The organism is Parabacteroides goldsteinii, from assembly GCF_020091425.1.
Taxonomy (GTDB): domain Bacteria; phylum Bacteroidota; class Bacteroidia; order Bacteroidales; family Tannerellaceae; genus Parabacteroides; species Parabacteroides goldsteinii.
On record NZ_CP081906.1, the window covers coordinates 2,389,817 to 2,408,110 of the forward strand.

Annotated in this window: 9 protein-coding genes and 1 pseudogene; 4 read left to right on the forward strand and 6 right to left on the reverse strand. The window is 48.7% G+C overall.

Annotated elements, in window-relative coordinates; translation table 11 throughout:
- Nucleotides 1-364 precede the first annotated feature (364 nt).
- The gene (locus K6V26_RS11040; RefSeq protein WP_224265351.1) at nucleotides 365-1,144 is read left to right on the forward strand and encodes a DUF4469 domain-containing protein; all 780 of its coding nucleotides are present in this window, start codon (nucleotides 365-367) and stop codon (nucleotides 1,142-1,144) included.
- A 168-nt stretch (nucleotides 1,145-1,312) separates the two neighbouring features.
- Nucleotides 1,313-5,938, forward strand: coding sequence for a T9SS type A sorting domain-containing protein (locus K6V26_RS11045; protein WP_224265352.1), 4,626 nt, complete (start codon nucleotides 1,313-1,315; stop codon nucleotides 5,936-5,938).
- Between the two features lie 75 nt (nucleotides 5,939-6,013).
- Here the strand turns inward: K6V26_RS11045 and K6V26_RS28775 are convergent.
- The 5 genes and pseudogenes from K6V26_RS28775 to K6V26_RS11070 all read right to left on the reverse strand — a co-directional run.
- A pseudogene (locus K6V26_RS28775) lies at nucleotides 6,014-6,133 on the reverse strand (Rpn family recombination-promoting nuclease/putative transposase); the annotation flags it as partial.
- Nucleotides 6,134-6,835, reverse strand: coding sequence for a 6-phosphogluconolactonase (pgl, locus tag K6V26_RS11055; protein ID WP_122328977.1), 702 nt, complete (start codon nucleotides 6,833-6,835; stop codon nucleotides 6,134-6,136).
- Between the two features lie 14 nt (nucleotides 6,836-6,849).
- Nucleotides 6,850-8,319, reverse strand: coding sequence for a glucose-6-phosphate dehydrogenase (gene zwf / locus K6V26_RS11060; protein ID WP_044246351.1), 1,470 nt, complete (start codon nucleotides 8,317-8,319; stop codon nucleotides 6,850-6,852).
- Between the two features lie 15 nt (nucleotides 8,320-8,334).
- Nucleotides 8,335-9,789 (reverse strand): decarboxylating NADP(+)-dependent phosphogluconate dehydrogenase, encoded by a 1,455-nt coding sequence (gene gnd / locus K6V26_RS11065; protein ID WP_007656224.1) that lies wholly within the window; start codon nucleotides 9,787-9,789, stop codon nucleotides 8,335-8,337.
- Nucleotides 9,790-9,812: 23 nt separating this feature from the next.
- Nucleotides 9,813-11,192 (reverse strand): FAD-dependent oxidoreductase, encoded by a 1,380-nt coding sequence (locus tag K6V26_RS11070; protein WP_224265353.1) that lies wholly within the window; start codon nucleotides 11,190-11,192, stop codon nucleotides 9,813-9,815.
- Between the two features lie 627 nt (nucleotides 11,193-11,819).
- Between K6V26_RS11070 and glyA the strand changes: the two genes are divergently transcribed.
- Both glyA and K6V26_RS11080 read left to right on the forward strand, forming a co-directional pair.
- Nucleotides 11,820-13,100 carry a serine hydroxymethyltransferase gene (glyA, locus tag K6V26_RS11075; RefSeq protein ID WP_122328979.1) on the forward strand — a complete coding sequence of 427 codons (1,281 nt, stop codon included), beginning with the start codon at nucleotides 11,820-11,822 and terminating at the stop codon, nucleotides 13,098-13,100.
- Nucleotides 13,101-13,280: 180 nt separating this feature from the next.
- Complete coding sequence (locus tag K6V26_RS11080; RefSeq protein ID WP_224265354.1) at nucleotides 13,281-15,629, forward strand: family 20 glycosylhydrolase; 2,349 nt, start codon at nucleotides 13,281-13,283, stop codon at nucleotides 15,627-15,629.
- Nucleotides 15,630-15,689: 60 nt separating this feature from the next.
- Here K6V26_RS11080 and K6V26_RS11085 read toward each other — a convergent pair whose 3' ends face one another.
- Complete coding sequence (locus K6V26_RS11085) at nucleotides 15,690-18,158, reverse strand: alpha-L-arabinofuranosidase C-terminal domain-containing protein (RefSeq protein WP_046147252.1); 2,469 nt, start codon at nucleotides 18,156-18,158, stop codon at nucleotides 15,690-15,692.
- Between the last annotated feature and the right edge of the window lie 136 nt (nucleotides 18,159-18,294).

The following is an 18,294-nucleotide window of genomic DNA, read 5'->3' on the forward strand; positions in this document are numbered from 1 at the left end:
ATGAAGAACTACGTTTATAATGTGGGCAAATATAAGGATTATTTCGGGGTGCGCAACATACGATGGCTTGTTTTTTAGGGGGAGATAAGAATAAATATCTATTAGGGGACGCAAACGACGCAAAGAACGCAGATGCATGCAGAGAAAGATTGATTATTAAAAAGTCTGCGAGCGTCTGCGCCTTCTGCGTCGTTTGCGTCCCCTAACACCGTTCTGTTTTGGTACCAACGAGGTACCGGAGAGGGTTTCACAAGGGGATGCTACAAAAGGAAAAACTGATGTTATTCAACAGAAATTCTCTGCAAAACGGTTCATTATCAATAGGAATGCTAGAGTTCTTCATGAACTAAAATACCCAATAAACATGGCAAAAGACGAACCTAAACGGAGAAGCATCATCGGCACACTGGTCGATAACAAATTGACCGAGCGCGAAGACGACTCCACCATCAACATCACTTATGTGGGCCGACGCTCTATCGACGGCCTGTGCAGCCTTGCCGCCAAAGCAGGCAGCAAATTTTCAGCTTCCGAGCTGCTGACCGCTTACAAGGATATCGAAAAGCAGGCGAAGGAAGAAGTATACTCAGGTGCTACCGTCGAATTCGGTTTCGCCAACAACTCCCTGGGAGTCGAAGGCGCCGTGATCGGCCCAGGCGCCGGTTTCGATCCCGCCGTCAACCGCGTGGTTATGCGCTGCATCCCGTTGATAGGACTCCGTCCTGAGCTCGACATGATCGACGTGATTATCAACGGCACCAACGAAGGAATGCCGACCGTCACGACCCTCTACGACGTGTTCACCAAGACGACCAACGCGAAGCTCACGCCCGGCAACACGCTCAACGGCAAAGGCAACCGCGTAAAAATCGCCGGCAGCGAAGGCAAGGAAGTAGGCTTCTTCTTCATCGACGCTACCGACGAAACAAAGGTCGTAGCCGTACCCGAGACAGCCATCTCGCGCAACGAGCCGTCAAACTTTGCCTTCATCATCCCCGCACTGCCCAACGGCAACTACTATCTGGAGATAGCGACACAATACGGCGGGCAGAGCACAAAAATATTGAAAGAAGTACGCCGTAGCCGCTTTCCCTATCTGCTTCAGGTAGGTTCGGGCGGAAGTGACCGTCCCGAAATAGAGTGACCGCCCCTCCATCCTCCCTCCCCGTAAAAGTCCGGAGGTCGGACCTTATAAGGTCCGGCACCCGGACTCGGGAAGGTCCGACACCAAGACCCGGGAAGGTCCGGTTACCGGACCAAACGCTCCCGAGGTTATAAACCATCGAAAATACTACATTAATCATTTATACGTATGAATACAACAGAACTACGCTCCCTGGCAACCCGCCGTTTACTCGCCGGGTTGTTTTTTGTTATTATGGCGGTAACCCCCTTCATAACACACGCCGCTCCAGCCGGTGAAGGGTGGAACGGCGAAATAGCCGACAAAATCGAAAATGCCGCCGGCAATTCCGGCGACACAGCCGATAAACCTATCTTCATCAAAAAGGCCGCCGAACTGGCGTATCTGGCACAACAAGTGAATACGGGAGGCTATGTATTGGAAGTTAAAAACGGAAATAAGATCGACAACGAAGCCGATTCCTATAAACAAGGTTTCTCCGGTTATTATTTCGCTCTCTCCGACGATATCAAACTGGATGGAGGACTCTGGACTCCGATAGGACATATGCATATCTTCTGCGGCCACTTCGATGGCAAAGGGCATACTGTCGACGGACTGAGAATAGATCAGATTGATGGCTATATCGGATTATTCGGCTGCGTTAATGACGGCACGATTTGCAATCTGGGTGTCCGCTTGCATGAAGACGGGATAAAGGTTGCTTCATCATACCCTAAAGATAATATCTTCGCAGGCGGAATTGTCGGGTATCTACTAGGATTAAACATTGGTGCTTCTCTCCGCAATTGCTTCGTGGTTGGAGACGGAAAAGTGGAGATAACAGCAGGATACCAGGGGACAGTAGGAGCAATAGCTGGGTCGATTAAGAGTTCCGACTCTCATTCCGCCCTCCTGACCCATTGTTATTCCACAGTCGATGTGGAAGCAACAACAGAAAACCAGTGCTATGCAGGTGGCATCGTCGGTAGATCCAATAGTATCCTTTCCTACACCTACGCCACCGGAAGCGTGAAAACCAACAACGCCACTGAACAATCTGCCGGCGGCATTTGCGGAAGAAGAGAAGGCGGAGAACTAACCCATAACCTCGCCCTGAACAGCGAAGTGACAGTATCCGGCGGCTCCGACTCCCACCGGATAGCTGGCTCCAATCTCAACGACGAGACGTCTCCCGGTTCCTCCTTCAACTATGCCTGCCCCTCCATGTCGCTGAAGAACCAACCCTTCACCGACGATCCTTCCAGCCTCGACGGTGCAAACACCTGGGCAGACCAATTCAGGAACGACCTCCAAAACATCCCGGTATCACCATCGGACGTTAACGAATGGACAACAGCCTGGATTTGGCCCGACACCCCGTCCGGCCAACCTGCCTTGCTCCCCCAGCTAAAACGGCTCAACCCCGACGACACTTACCCCGAAGGCTCCTCCGCCGACAACCTGCTTGCCGGACAGCCCTCACTCGCCACCGTTGACTTCCTTTCCGTCCAACCCGACCCGGCGTCTTCCATCGAAAACCTGGGTGGCGGCGACGGCTCAACCGCTGCAACTCCCATCCGCATCCGCAATGCCGTCGAACTGGCCTACCTCGCCCGTCAGGTCAACAACGGCGGTCAAATCCTACAGCTCCTCTATGGCAAAAGCATCGACAACACCGCCGATGATAACCTCAAAGGCTTCGCCGGCTACCACTTCGCCCTCTCCGACGACATCGACCTGAAAAGGCAAAACTGGACGCCGATAGGGAATGAAGACTCCCCATTCATGGGAAATTTCAATGGCGACGGGCATGTCATAAAAGGTTTGAAAATAAGTATTCACAATGAAACGGATGCCGATGTATATGCCGGATTGTTCGGCTACGTTCTAAACGGTACGTTCTGCAACCTGGGTATATGGCTGGCTCCGGAAGGGATAGAGATATTCTCAAGCCAAAGCGATATTTATGCCGGAGGACTGGCAGGATGTATATACGCATCATATACCAATATCCACAACTGTTACGTGGAAGCAGAAGGGAACGGTACAATCAGAGGCGAAGGTGACTTTGCCTGTATCGGAGGAATAGCAGGAAAAGCGAATGTAGAAATAACCCATTGTTACGCTACCGTCAATGTAGAAGTAACAAACAATAGAGCGGCTCGTATCGGCGGCATTGTCGGAGAAGGAGGCCCTACCATTTCCTATACTTATGCCACTGGGGAAATAAAATGTAGCGGTTCGTGTTTTATAGGCGGCATTACAGGAAGAAGTACAGGTGGCTCAATAATAAACTGCCTGGCCTTGAACAAGGAAATTACGACCGACGAAAAAGGCCATATCTTATTCTATCGTATAGCAGGATTAGCCTCCACCTCTACCTCCAACTACTCCACCCCCCGCATGATGCTAAACGGTCAACCTACCAAGAACGATGATAGAGACTTCGACGGCGCCGACACCTGGACCGACAAATTCAAGGAAGACCTGCTAAAAGAGCCTTCCGATAACAACGAATGGGCAACAGCCTGGGAATGGGCGGACGGCAAACTCCCATGCCTGAAAAAAAGCAACCCCGACGGCAGCTATTCCAGCTCCCTGATAGCCGGGCAAACACCCCGCCAGGCGGACGACTTCCTTTATCACTCCCCCTGGGCCGACAATGCTGTCACTTCCATTGAAAACGCCACTCCTTCCGGCGCCTCCCAACCCGGCGACGGTTCCTCCCCAAACACCCCTATCCTTATCAAAGATGCCGCCGAACTGGCGTATCTGGCACAACAGGTAAATGCGGGAGGCTATGTATTGGAGTTTAGCGATGGAAGCAAGATTGACAACGCCAGTGAAATCACCAAACGCGGTTTTTCCGGCTACTACTTCTCCCTCTCCGATGATATTAAGCTGGAGGGAGGAAACTGGATACCGATAGGAGATGACAACAGCTTCCGAGGCCACTTCGATGGCAAAGGACATACAGTGGATGGACTGAGAGTGGACGTTGTTAAAGAGAATTCATCAGAAAATACGTCCGATAATACGCCTGCATACGCCGGATTATTCGGTTATGTTGAAGATGGCACGCTCTGTAACCTGGGTGTCCGCCTGCATGAAGATGGTATAAAGGCAGTTTCAAATAATAACGATGCCTTTGCCGGAGGAATTGTAGGACTTCAAATTGGATTTGAAGATAACACCCTTCTCCGTAATTGCTTCGTAGTTGGAAACGGGAAGGTGGAAGCTACAGCTGAATTCTCAGGCTTTGCCGGAGGAATAGCCGGATTGATAAGCTTTTCCGTCCCTAACTCCGCCACCCTCACCCATTGCTATGCAACAGTCGATGTCGAAGCAACAGCAAATATCACCTGTTGTGCAGGCGGCATTGCCGGAAGTTCCTACGGGCGCCTTTCCTACACCTATGCCACCGGAAGTGTAAAGACAAACAAGACCAACCAATATGCCGGCGGCATTTGCGGAGATATAGTCAGCGGAGAACTAACCCACAGCCTCGCCCTGAACAGCGAAGTAACAGCAAACGGCGCCAACGCCCACCGGATAGCCAGCAACTCTTTTCCGCCCGATCCTCCGTCTGACTTACTTCCCGTCCTCGACACCAACTACGCCCGCCCCGCCATGTTGCTGAATAACGGTTCAGATTCCGGTTCCACAACCGTAACCTCTCCCGACGGCACTTCACTCGACGGCGCAGACACCTGGCTCGACACCTTCGCCGACAACCTGGCAAGCGACGATGCCACCAACGAAGGCTGGAAATCCGGCGCCTGGACATGGCCTACCGCCCCGTCCACGCTGCTCCCCAAACTGGCCCTCGTCACCTTCGACGACTCCGGTACCCCCAACGGCTTCACCCCCTGGCCGGCACCAGCTACAACGGTAACTTCCGGCACTTTAAGTTCCCCAGTAATTTCAGTCGCCCAACCCGACCTCGATGCAGCCGACTACCTTGTCAACCGTCCCCTCCTCCACGTCACCCAACCTGCTGAAGGAGGAACACTGGCCGTCTACCTCGCCGACCCGGCAAACCCGACGGCACCGGCTCCCGGTACGCCGACCCTCACCGACGGCACCAACGGCTCTGAAAGTATCCCCGTCGTCCCCGGCACCGCCCTCTGGCTCACCAACATCCCAAAGGCAGGCTACGACTTCAAAGCCTACCTCTCCGGCCCAGCCCCCGACGGCGTCACCCAACCCGTCAGCGGACAGTCACTCACAATGACCGCCGCCGACCTATGGATAACCGCCTCCTTCACCGCACAGGCACCGCCGCCGCCTCCAACGCCGGTCTACTACGACGTCACCCTTCCCTCCGTGGAAGGCGCCACGACCGACCCCGCCGCCGGCACGTACTCCGTCGAAGCCAAGGAGAGCTTCCGCTTCTTCCTCACCCTCGACGAAGCCTACTCGCAGTCGCAGCCCGTCGTCATCACCGACCGCGGTGAAACGATCACACCCCGCACGAGCGATGGGGCCTATATCGTGAAAACCGTCCACAGCGACGTCTCCATCTCAATCGCCGGCATCGTCGAAAACGACCCTGTCGCCAACGAGTCCATCGCCGCCCCCTCCGATGCCCTCCGCATCTGGACGGAGCCGGGTACCCTCTGCATCGACCTCGACATTACCAACCGCACAAGCACCGACACGGATACCGTTCCTTCCGTCCGCATCATCTCCGCCGACGGACGGCTGCTGCACGACTTCCGCCCTGTCCCCGGTCTGAACCGCCGCAATCTGGCCCCCGGCCTCTACATCATCCAGGCCGGCCAAACAGTCCGGAAGGTAATCGTGAAATAAGCGGGTAATAACCGGAAGGTAGTTCAAAAAAATCAGGCGGCTCCTACGTAAGGAGTCGCCTGATTGCTTTATTGATTGAATACGTTCATCTCTGCTCAAACTTGCCACATCTGCCACTTCTAGCAATTTGTCGAAGACAGCTTTACGTGCCTTAAAAGGCATTCTTTCCAATGTATCCGTATGCTTTAATAAATATTACAGCGTCGTATACACTATCGAATCCACCGCATACGACAGGATATAAGCTGCCGGCGTTGCATTCGTTATGGAATACCCCTTCTTCAATTCCTCTATTGCATCCGCTTTACCTTTGCCCAATACAGGGACCAGCAACGGCGAACCGTTCAGGATTAGCGGGCCCGTCATCGTGATGCGGAACTGTCCCGTTTCCGGATGCTGCGATACCGCATAATTGCGGCTGTCGGTCAGCAAGGGAAGATTGTCGGGGAAGATAGACGCCGTATGCGAATCTCCTCCTATACCCAGGATGATACAATCGAAATAGGGAAACTGGCCGTGACGCGGCAGATACTCCTTCACGATACGCGAATAACGCATAGCCTCCGTCCCCGGTTCCCCTTCGCCATGAATGCGGTGGATATGTTCGCTAGGAATGTGGAGCGGTTCGAACAACAGCTTGTTCGCATGACCGAAATTACTTTCCGTATCTGTCGGCGAAACGCAGCGTTCGTCCACCCAGAAGAAACGCATGTTGTTCCAGTCTATCTTATCTTTATATTCGTCCGCCCACAAGGCAAACATCTGTTTGGCCGTTTCACCACCCGACAGAGCCAGGTTGAACGGTTCATCATCCTCTTTACGGGCCATATAATCCATCAACTGGCGAGTCAATGCCCGTAATGCATCTTTGTTGTCTTTGTAATTCTCTATTTTCATATGCTTCATTATTATCAGCCGCACGAATCGCAGGGAGCTCCCATCGAATCTGCGCCTAGCATCATTCTTTCTATCGGACCATTCTGTCCCGGCTCATAGAAGAAGAGATTCTTCGAACCCTCTTCCTTCCAGTGATGCAGGATAGGGTCTATAAAACGCCAACTTGCCTCCAACGCATCGCTGCGGGCATACAGGGTCGAATCGCCCAGCATGGCATCCAGCAACAAACGCTCGTAGGCATCCGGCAGGTGAGTTTTTGAAAGCGAGTCGTAACGGAATTCCATCCCGACCTGTTTCACGGTGAATCCGGCTCCCGGCATCTTCAGACCGAAACGCAGCGTGATGCTTTCGTCCGGCTGGATACGGATAACCAGCTTATTGCATGAACTGCCCGAACACTGCCCGGCGAAAAGCTGATGCGGTGTCGATTTGAAATGGATGACAATCTCCGACGACTTTTCCGGCAACTTCTTACCCGTAAAGAAATAGAACGGGACACCACTCCAACGCCAGTTGTCAATGAAGAACTTCATGCCTACATACGTTTCGGTATTCGAATCGGGTGCGACATTCTTCTCCTCGCGATAACCGTCATACTGACCGCGGACTACCCATTCATTCATCTCACGAATCGTATAGGGACGGATAGCACGGAAGACCTTCACAATCTCATCGCGAATCGGTTCCGGGTCGAACACGGCAGGCGATTCCATCGCCGCAAACGCCATCAATTGCATCAGGTGGTTCTGAACCATATCACGCAGGGCACCTGCCCCGTCATAATATTTGCCGCGGTTCTCCACACCCAGCGTTTCGGAGGCGCTTATCTCGACCGAATCCACATAATTCCGGTTCCAGAGTGGTTCGAAAATACCGTTGGAAAAACGGAGTACCAGGATATTCTGCACCGTCTCTTTTCCCAGATAATGGTCGATACGGTAAATCTCCTCCTCTTCGAAAATACGGCAGAGATGTTTGTTCAGTTCCTGGGCCGTCTCAAGGCTTGTGCCGAACGGCTTCTCCACAATCACGCGGCGCCATCCGTCTTCCGTATCAGCCACATTCATGCCGTTTTCCTGAAGATACTTGGGTACCAATTCGTACATCAGCGGCGGAGTGGCCAGATAATAGATAATCCTGTCCGGGATATTTTCCTGTTGCTGCAACGAATGGATACGGTCTTTCAGTTTTACATATTCGGCGGAGTTGGTTGAATCGAATGCCAGGTAGAACAGAATCCGGAGGAATTTATCCAGTTCTGCGCTGTTTGTTTCCTTATTTCCCCTTGCTTCCAGGATGTGTTTACGCTGTTCGGCACGAAACTCTTCGTCCGTGTATCCCGTACGGGCCGCACCCAATATAGCGAAATGTTCGGGTAACATATCGCCAATGAACAATTCAAAAAGTGCCGGAAGCAACTTGCGACCTGTCAGGTCGCCCGATGCTCCGAAAATAACCAGGAGTTGACTGTCTGCTCTTTTCATCATCAAGTCCCTCCTTTATACTGTATAAGTTCCTGAAACTGTGTTACCGCCTTCGCCCGTCCAGTTGGTGTGGAAGAAAATGCCGCGGTCACGATCTACTCTCTCATAGGTATGCGCACCGAAATAGTCACGCTGTGCCTGAATCAGGTTGGCAGCCGAATTGAGCGTGCGCAAGCCGTCGAAATAACTCAGGGCCGAACTCATGGCCGGCAAGGCTACGCCACTCAGGGCGCCTTCTGCAACCACCTTACGCCAAGAAGGCAAAGCGACCTGTATCTTGGTGCGGAAGAAGTCGTCGAACAGGAGGTTCTGCAACTCCGGATTCTTCCTGTACGCATCCGTAATCTTCTGCAGGAATACGGAACGGATGATACAGCCTTTACGCCATATCTGTGCAATCGTGCCGAAGTCCAGGTTCCATCCGTAACGTTCGGAAGCGCGGCGAATCAAAGAAAAACCTTGTGCATAAGAAATCAGCTTCGCAGCATACAAGGCCTGGCGAATCTCTTCAACATACAGGTTCTCACCCAGTTCGACAGGTTCGGGATACAATCCGGAAGCCTTTTCGCGTTCAGACGACAGGGCCGACAGCATACGGGCATAAACAGCTTCCGTAATCAGTGTCAACGGATCGTTTTCGTCCATTGCTGCGATGGCGCTCCATTTGCCGGTTCCTTTCTGTCCGGCGACGTCCAGGATTTTGTCCAGCAACGGTTTGCCGTCTTCGTCGCGGAAGCGGAGGATATTCTTTGTAATCTCAATCAGGAAACTGTCCAGTTCCCCTTTGTTCCATTCTTCAAAGACGACAGCCATTTCGTCGTCATCCAGTCCTTTACGGTTCTTCAGCAAAGAATAGGCTTCGGAGATTAACTGCATGTCGCCATACTCAATCCCGTTATGCACCATCTTCACGAAATGTCCGGCACCGCCCGTGCCTATCCATTGACAACAGGGAGTCCCATCGTCGAGCTTGGCTGCAATGCCTTGCAATATGTCCTTTACAATTGGCCATGCTTCGGGAGAACCTCCGGGCATCACAGACGGGCCGTGCAGGGCACCTTCCTCGCCGCCTGAAATACCGCTACCGACAAAATAAAGACCTTTTGCCTCCACTTCCTTCACACGGCGTTCCGTATCGTGGAAATCGGAATTACCACCGTCAATAATCACATCGCCGGGCGACATGTGGGGCAGCAGTTGTTCAATCATCTCATCGACCGGAGCGCCTGCCTTAATCATCATCATGATGACACGCGGACGCTTAACGGCTTCCACCAGTTCCTCGATAGAATGGGCCGGGATAAAATTCTTCCCCTTGCCGCGGCCGTTCACAAAACGGTCCACCACCCCTTCCTCACCGGGGAAACTACGGTTATATACAGCAACGGTAAAACCTTTGCTTTCCATGTTCAGAGCCAGGTTCTCACCCATAACGGCGAGACCTATCAGTCCAATATCTGCTTTTTTCATGTTCTGTTCTATTTTATATTTCGTTATTTTATCAATGCAAACAAATCGTTCAACGATTCACTCATCGAAGGATGCGTATAAATGCTATCCCTCAGGAATGTGTAATCTTTTCCCGCCCGTATAGCCAGCGAGACGGTATTGATAACCTCCGTCGATTCGGCGCAGAAGAGGGTACAACCCAGTATCTCGCCTGTTTCCGTATCGACAATCGCTTTCAGTAGGCCATCCGTCTGCTCGAAAGTACGTGTTCGCGGGAATGCCGCCGCCGGAATCCGTGCGATACTTATCTTTCTTCCCGAACGCAAGGCCTCTTCTTCTCCCATACCGATACGCGACAAAGGCGGGTCGATGAAAACGGAGTAAGCCACAGCTACACGATCATCTTTCGTACGACGTCCGCTACCGAACAGTTCATCCTTTATCACCCGGTAATCGTCCAGGGAGATGTAAGTGAACTGGAGTCCGCCTGTCACATCGCCCATGGCCCATATATCGGGCACGTTCGTATGCAGGTGTTCGTCTACCACGATTGCACCACGGTCGGAAACCTGTATGCCTGCGGCTTCCGTATTCAGGTCCGTCGTGTTCGGACGTCGGCCGGTTGCCAGCAAAACGGCGTCGGCGGGAAGTTGCCGGAGCTCTCCTCCCACATTCTCTTTATATGTTATAACAGCTTCGGCTCCATTGTGTTCAATCGACTGCACCAAAGCGTTCAGATGAATAGTAATTCCTTTCTTTTCCAATACTGTTTTTACCGCCTCGGCGATATCGCGGTCTTCACGGGCAATAAACTTGTCGCCCCCTTCGAGCACGGTTACTTCGGAACCGAAGCCGGCAAACATGGAGGCAAACTCAAGGCCGATGTAACCACCGCCTACAATCACCAGCCGGCGCGGTAGCTTATCCAGTTCCATGATAGAAGTACTGGTATAAACATACGGATTACCTTCCAGTCCCTTGATTGACGGAATAATGGTGGAAGCGCCCGTATTGATGAATATCTTTTCGCCCTCCAGGAGAAGGGTTTCATTGCCTGCTTTCACTTCTATTTCATGAGGAGAACGAAAAGAAGCGATACCGGTATAGACCGTGACGGTGTCTTTCGAATCGAGGTTATCGAAATTCTTTTTGCGTAAAAAGGCAGTCAGTTCCCTTTTTCCGGCAATAGCATTCCGGAATTCCTCTGTGTATTGCTCAAAAGAAGAGGGTTTCCTGTATTGAGTTACTTTCGACATGTGTACCAGCCTTTTTGTCGGGATACAACCTATATTGATACAAGTTCCGCCATACATACCAGCCGAACGTTCAATAATGGCTACGTTCCAGCCTCTCGTTCCCAACTCTGCGGCCAAAGTCTTGCCGGCCTTACCAAACCCAATGATTATCGCATCATACTTTTTCATCTTTCGTTTCTCCTCTTTTAAGTTAGTTATTAACAGAACATTCGTTTTAACCTAATTGTTCGTAAAATTTATCTATATTCCAATATTTATTATCTATCAGCCTCCCCGCTTAAAACGCAAAGGATGACAATACAAAAGTAGAGAAAGCGACTAGTTAAGGGAATGGTCATTTTTCCTATTGAGTTGGCAATTTGTCATTCACTGGGGAGCAAAATTCCGGACACTACGGAGCGGCTTCAGTTTCCTGCTTAGGAAACGCGAGTTTCTTCCGCAGGAAACTGGAGTTCCCCAGGCAGGAAATTGCAGTTTCCTAGGCAGGGAACTGGAGTTTCCTAAACGCGAAACTACGAGGAAACTGTAATCAGCTGAGCAATAATACACTAATACAAAATTGAGGAATAGTAAGAAAACAGATTCTATTACCTCTTGACAGCCGAAATAAGTAACATCATTTCCACAAATACAGAGAACGACAAAGATAGGCACAAAAACGGCCTCATTCCTGCCTTTCTCTATTTATATTTTGATAACAATTAGACTATATATACAGAAATTTATCGTAAATTTGCGACGATTCTCTCATTTTGATAAGCAGAGAACTCATTGCAATAACCAATTTTACATGTAATGAAACAAGACAAGATCATTTTCGACATCATTGAAAAAGAACATCAGCGCCAGTTGAAAGGTATCGAGCTGATTGCTTCTGAAAACTTTGTGAGCGACCAGGTGATGCAAGCCATGGGAAGCTGCCTGACCAACAAATACGCCGAAGGTTATCCCGGCAAGCGTTATTATGGTGGTTGCGAGGTAGTAGACCAGAGCGAAACGATTGCTATCGAACGGTTGAAACAAATCTTCAATGCTGAATGGGCAAATGTCCAGCCTCACTCGGGAGCACAGGCAAATGCAGCCGTATTCCTGGCAGTTCTTAACCCAGGGGATACATTCCTCGGTTTGAATCTGGCACATGGCGGCCACCTTTCTCATGGTTCTCCCGTAAATAGTTCAGGTATCCTATATAAAGCAACAGAATATAACGTAAAAGAAGAAACCGGACGCGTCGATTACGACCAGATGGAAGAAGTTGCACTGCGCGAAAAACCGAAATTGATTGTCGGTGGCGGTTCTGCTTATTCACGTGAATGGGATTACAAACGTATGCGCGAAATCGCCGACAAAGTAGGCGCCCTGTTGATGATAGACATGGCTCACCCTGCCGGTCTGATTGCTGCAGGTTTACTGAACAACCCGTTGGAATATGCCCACATCGTGACTTCTACGACTCATAAAACGCTGCGTGGTCCGCGTGGAGGTATCATCCTGTTAGGCAAAGACTTCGAAAACCCATGGGGAAAGAAGACTCCGAAAGGCGAAATCAAAAAGATGTCGCAGTTACTCGATTCAGCCGTATTCCCGGGAATCCAGGGAGGTCCGCTGGAACATGTAATTGCTGCTAAAGCCGTTTCTTTTGGCGAAGCACTGGAACCGGAATACAAAACATATCAGGCTCAGGTGAAGGCAAATGCAGCTGCTATGGCTAAAGCATTTATCGATAAGGGGTATAAGATTATTTCCGATGGTACGGACAATCACAGTATGCTGATAGACCTGCGTAAGAAATTCCCTGAACTGACCGGTAAGGTAGCTGAAAAAGCATTGGTTGCTGCCGACATCACTGTCAATAAGAACATGGTTCCGTTCGACAGCCGTTCAGCATTCCAGACTTCAGGTATCCGTGTCGGTACTCCGGCTATCACAACCCGTGGTGCCAAAGAACCGCTGATGGCTGAAATCGTTGAATTAATCGACACTGTTCTTTCTGCTCCCGAATGTGATAAGACAATCACCGCTGTTCGCGAAAAAGTAAACAGCATCATGAAAGAATATCCAATCTTCGCATGGTAAAATACCTTGTATAGGGCCGGCACTAAACCGCTGTCCCTATACATTATATTATATATAGTATATAAATACCGTATAAGCGGCAAAAATATCTGTTTAACCGGAGTAAATACCGGGACGACCGCTAGGGCCGCCCCTACGAAAAACAAAATTCACAATTATCTATAAACTTATCTTTATAACATGAAGAAGCTCGTTTCAATGTGTGCAGGCGCAGCACTATGTATCCTTGCGTCATGCAGCGAAGGGCCTACAAAACAGATGCCTTATAATCAGGGTATCAATGTAATTCCTGTACCTGTAAGTCTGACTCAGAACGAAGGAGTCTTTAAAGTTGGCAAAAATATGGCTTTCCAGGCTTCCACTCCGGAAGCTAAGACTGTGGCTGAATTTTTTGCTTCTAAAATGAATCTGGCAACAGGTTATCAGGTAACAGTCGGAGACAAAAAAGTTTCTAACGGGATTTCATTGCTCATCGACGAATCACTGGACGTAAATAACGAGGGTTACACACTCGACGTAACTGCCAATGGAGTTGTTGTAAAAGCTAAAACTCCGCAAGGTTTGTTCTACGGTATGCAGACATTCATGCAACTGTTGCCGGCAGAAATCGAAAGTCCGGTTGTTGTAAACGGTATCGCATGGACCACTCCATGTGTTTCGGTAAAAGACGAACCGCGTTTCGGATACCGTGGCTTCATGCTTGACCCGTGCCGCCATTTCATTCCAGTTGAAAACGTAAAAAAACAGATTGACGTATTATCCCTGTTCAAGGTAAACCGCATGCACTGGCACTTAACAGACGACCAGGGCTGGCGTATCGAAATCAAGAAATATCCGAAACTGACAGAAGTCGGAGCAAAACGTATCGAAGGCGAAGGCACTGAGTACGGCGGCTTCTATACACAGGAAGAAATCAAGGAAGTTGTGAAATATGCAGCCGATCGCTTCATCACAGTTATTCCTGAACTGGAACTTCCGGGACACGAAATGGCTGCTATCGCCGGTTATCCTGAATTGTCTTGTAAAGGCGAACCGGGTACTCCGCGTATCATCTGGGGTGTTGAAGACATCGTAATGTGTGCCGGCAAAGAAGAAACATTCAAGTTCCTGGAAGACGTGATTGATGAAATCGCCCCGTTGTTCCCCAGTGAATATTTCCATATCGGAGGTGACGAATGTCCGAAGATCAGCTGGAAAGAATGTCCGCTATGCCAGAAACGTATCAAGGAAGAAGGGTTAAAAGGCGACAAACAGCACAGCGCGGAAGAACGTTTGCAGAGTTACTTCGTACAACGTATGGAAAAATATCTTTCCGGCAAATACGGAAAGAAAATCATTGGTTGGGATGAAATCCTGGAAGGTGGTCTTGCACCGTCTGCAACTGTTATGTCATGGCGTGGTGAAGCCGGCGGTATCGCTGCTGCTAACATGGACCACGATGTGATTATGACTCCGGGAAGCGGTGGTATGTATCTTGACCAATATCAGGGAGATTCCAAAATAGAACCGGTAACTATCGGCGGATATGCTACGATTGAAAAAGTATACAGCTATAACCCGATTCCTGACACATTGGTTACAACAGGCAAAGCCCAGCATGTAATCGGTGTTCAGTGTAACAACTGGTCGGAATATATGTACAACACCGATTTGATGGAATATCGCATGTATCCTCGTATGTTGGCTTTGGCCGAAATCGGATGGAGTCCGCTAAACCGTAAGGATTATAAAGATTTCGAACGCAGACTTGATAATGCTTATGTTCGTCTGGATGCACACAACATCAACTATCATATCCCACAACCGGAACAGCCGAATGGCTCATGTAACTTCGTTGCATTTACGGATAAAGCATCTCTGGCATTCAAAACAACTCGCCCTGTCAAAATGGTATATACAATCGACGGAACAGAACCGACTGCCGAATCAACTGTTTACTCTGCTCCTATCGAATTCACAGAATCAGGCATATTGAAAATCCGCTCCGTATTACCTTCCGGTAAAATGAGCAAGACTCGTACAATCACTGTAGAAAAACAGGCACTGGCTCCGGCTAAGGAAGTTGCTAAAACAACTCCGGGACTGGAAATGCAGGTTACTGACGGTATGTTCCTTGAATCATCGAAACTGGCTGACGTAAAAGAATGGAAGAAATCGACCATGAAAGATTTGCGCGAACTTACCAGCGTTGTCAAGACCAGCGAATCAATGAGAGGCGTTAAACAGTATGCTGCCGTTGCAACCGGTTATGTAAATATTCCGGAAGATGGCGTTTACTATATCTCTTCTGACAACGAAGAAGTTTGGATTGACGGCAAACTGCTAATCAACAATGGCGGTGAAGTAAAACGTTTCTCACGCCACGACACTTCTGTTGCTTTGGCTGCCGGCCTGCATGAAATCAAAGTGGTATTCCTCGGACATATCATCGGCGGATGGCCTTCCAACTGGAATGACGGCAGTGTAAAACTGCGTAAAGCGGATGCAGAAAGATTCACCCGTATCACTCCGGAAATGCTGGTTCATTAATCACATTTTGGTAATCACAAAAAAGGCCCTGGACGTCACTGTTCAGGGCCTTTCTTTATCTTAATCGACTTTCATCTTCATAATGGTAATCGAGTTGGGCGGGAAAGAATAAACCATCGGTCCACCCAGAGAGAAAGTGATATTCTTCGATACCGGAACAATCCGGGTCGGATTATCAAATGTATTACGCACCAAAGGATCGCCGGTCAATTGAAGGATTTCCGCATCATTTTTGACACTAGCACCTTTTATATTCAATTCCGTCTTTTCTTCATGTTGTGTCGTATTTACGACTTTCAGTATAATCGTATTGGTCTCCTTCTCCAATGTGGCAACAGAAACCAGCGACGGCAGCGGAGGCAATACAACCTCATGCACCAATTTGTCCTCGACATAACAACTTACGGCTTCATCCTTACAAACCACTTTCACATCATACCAACGGTTGCTTTCAAAAGAATAAGGTTCAGGAGAACGCAATGTGTCTTTAACGGCACCGGCAGAACGATAGAACTCACAGGTTCCGGGAGCAATGGAAACTGCAATATGATCGTTGGCCTCTCCTTCTTTTCCATTATCCCGCACACGAAGCTGAATCTGTCCGCTTCCTTTATTCCTTCTCACTCTCATGGAAAAAGTGTAATCGTGGGCTGTCGAATCGCCCATTAAGATATAATTCCAACGGTTGGCATCGGGAGTTAATGTACCGTTATTTACTTTCCAGCCTCCGGTCCTGACTATCGCATCCGTTACAGGTTTGCCATCAATCCGCACATCTTCAAAGTCATAACTGTTATCAAACAGTTCGATTCCTGCATATCCGAATGTAACCTGGGGCCTGCTGTATGTTTCTATTTCTGTTTTCAGCAAATCATCTCCCCGGTTATCCGAAAACATCTTCATCATATAATAAGAAGGAGACCCGATTGCACTGTTATTATTAAAAGAAATAGCCGGATATCTCTGAAAATCATAATTTACATTTCCCAATACCGGTGCATAGGCCAGGTGTTTTACCACTTCCGGACTACTCTCCACACCAAGCAGAAAACAGGCTTCTCCTATCGCCGCCCGCAAAGTTCCTTGCAAAGAGACATCGCCCATACTGAACTCACCGATGAAAACCGCAGGAAATCTTCTCAGATATTGCCCGGTCTCGTATCTGTCATGATTTGCGATAAGGAAATCTTCACCGGAATAAAAATGATAATCAGTCCACTCGTTACGGTTTTTCCCTGAAATAAATGAACTCTTAATCACAGTAATTTCAGGATAAGCCTCATTAATAGCTTTTTTAAAAAGGTCAAAACGCTTTGAATATTCCTGCCCATAATTCTCACTCCCAATCTCTATGTATTTCAAGTCAAACGGCTCCGGATGCCCATTCCTGGCACGCATAGCACCAAAAGTCGAATCAGCAGGCTGATTGGCATAAGCAATCGCATCCAATGCATCCTGAACCAACTTGTTCATAGCTGTAATATCCTCATAACGCGGCCGGCGGCTTTGGCTTGTCACCCCGCTATTAATCACATAAAGCGGTTCCGCATCCAAATCTTCGCACATTTGCAGATATTCATGATACCCCATACCGTTAGTCGAACCATACGCCCATATATTCCAGAAATTCCTGCGTGTAGAAATATCTCCAATGGTTTCATGCCAGACCGGATACGTTCCGGCCGTATAACCTTCTACAAAACTCCCTCCCGGAAAACGGACAAACTGGGGATTCAACGAAGAAATCATCTCCATTAAATCAGGACGCAGACCGTTAGGCCTGTCCTTCCATGTTTTTTGAGGAAATAGAGAAACCATATCCATCCAGAATACAATAGAAGTATCTGCTGTAATAGCCAAAACAGCATTATTTGTGCTTTCCGAAGCGGTAAATGTATGTTTGTATTTCCTCCATTCATATATCGGAGAAACATCAAAAGTTTCACTCAAAGGTGTTTCTGCCACAGAATCGCCTAAAAAGATACGAACCTTTTTAGGAATCATCGACCCGCCTTTCAGATATAAGGACAATTCATATTTTTCACCCTCACGTATGGAAAGTCCATTATAACCAGTTGCAACTACGCCTCCTCTCCCGGTTTCCGAAGAAGCGGCAACAGAAACCAATAAAGAGCGTTTATTTTTATCATTAATCAACTCTTTATTATCAGGCCATATACTGGTATTTGAAGAAATTTTCCGCCAGCCGGGTGTTGAATCGGGACGAATAAAGGGGATCGTCCATCCGTTAGGCGTGCTTAATACATTTCGCTTGGCATCATAAGGGCAGTTTAAAGGAGGCACTCCATCCTCAAAACTGCGATTTTGTATCATCTCTGCATATACTCCCCCATCAATGGCATGGTTTATCTCTTCAATTGTTACTCCATACAAATTTTTATTAACAGGAACAGAAAAGCCGTCCAAATCAATTATTATTGAAGATGTAACAGGCATTTCCGGCTGACAACCGGAAAGCATAGCGGCGAGTATAATGCTTATATTTAATACTTTAAAGGGTATATTCATTTCTTTATTTATCAATTCAAAATAACGACTAGATTTCGCCTTGCAAACTTAAAGAATAATTTTCATATATAACATTCTTTGGAGAAAAGACTATTCTCCAGGAAAAACCTTTGATTTTTATACGTTTTATTAAATA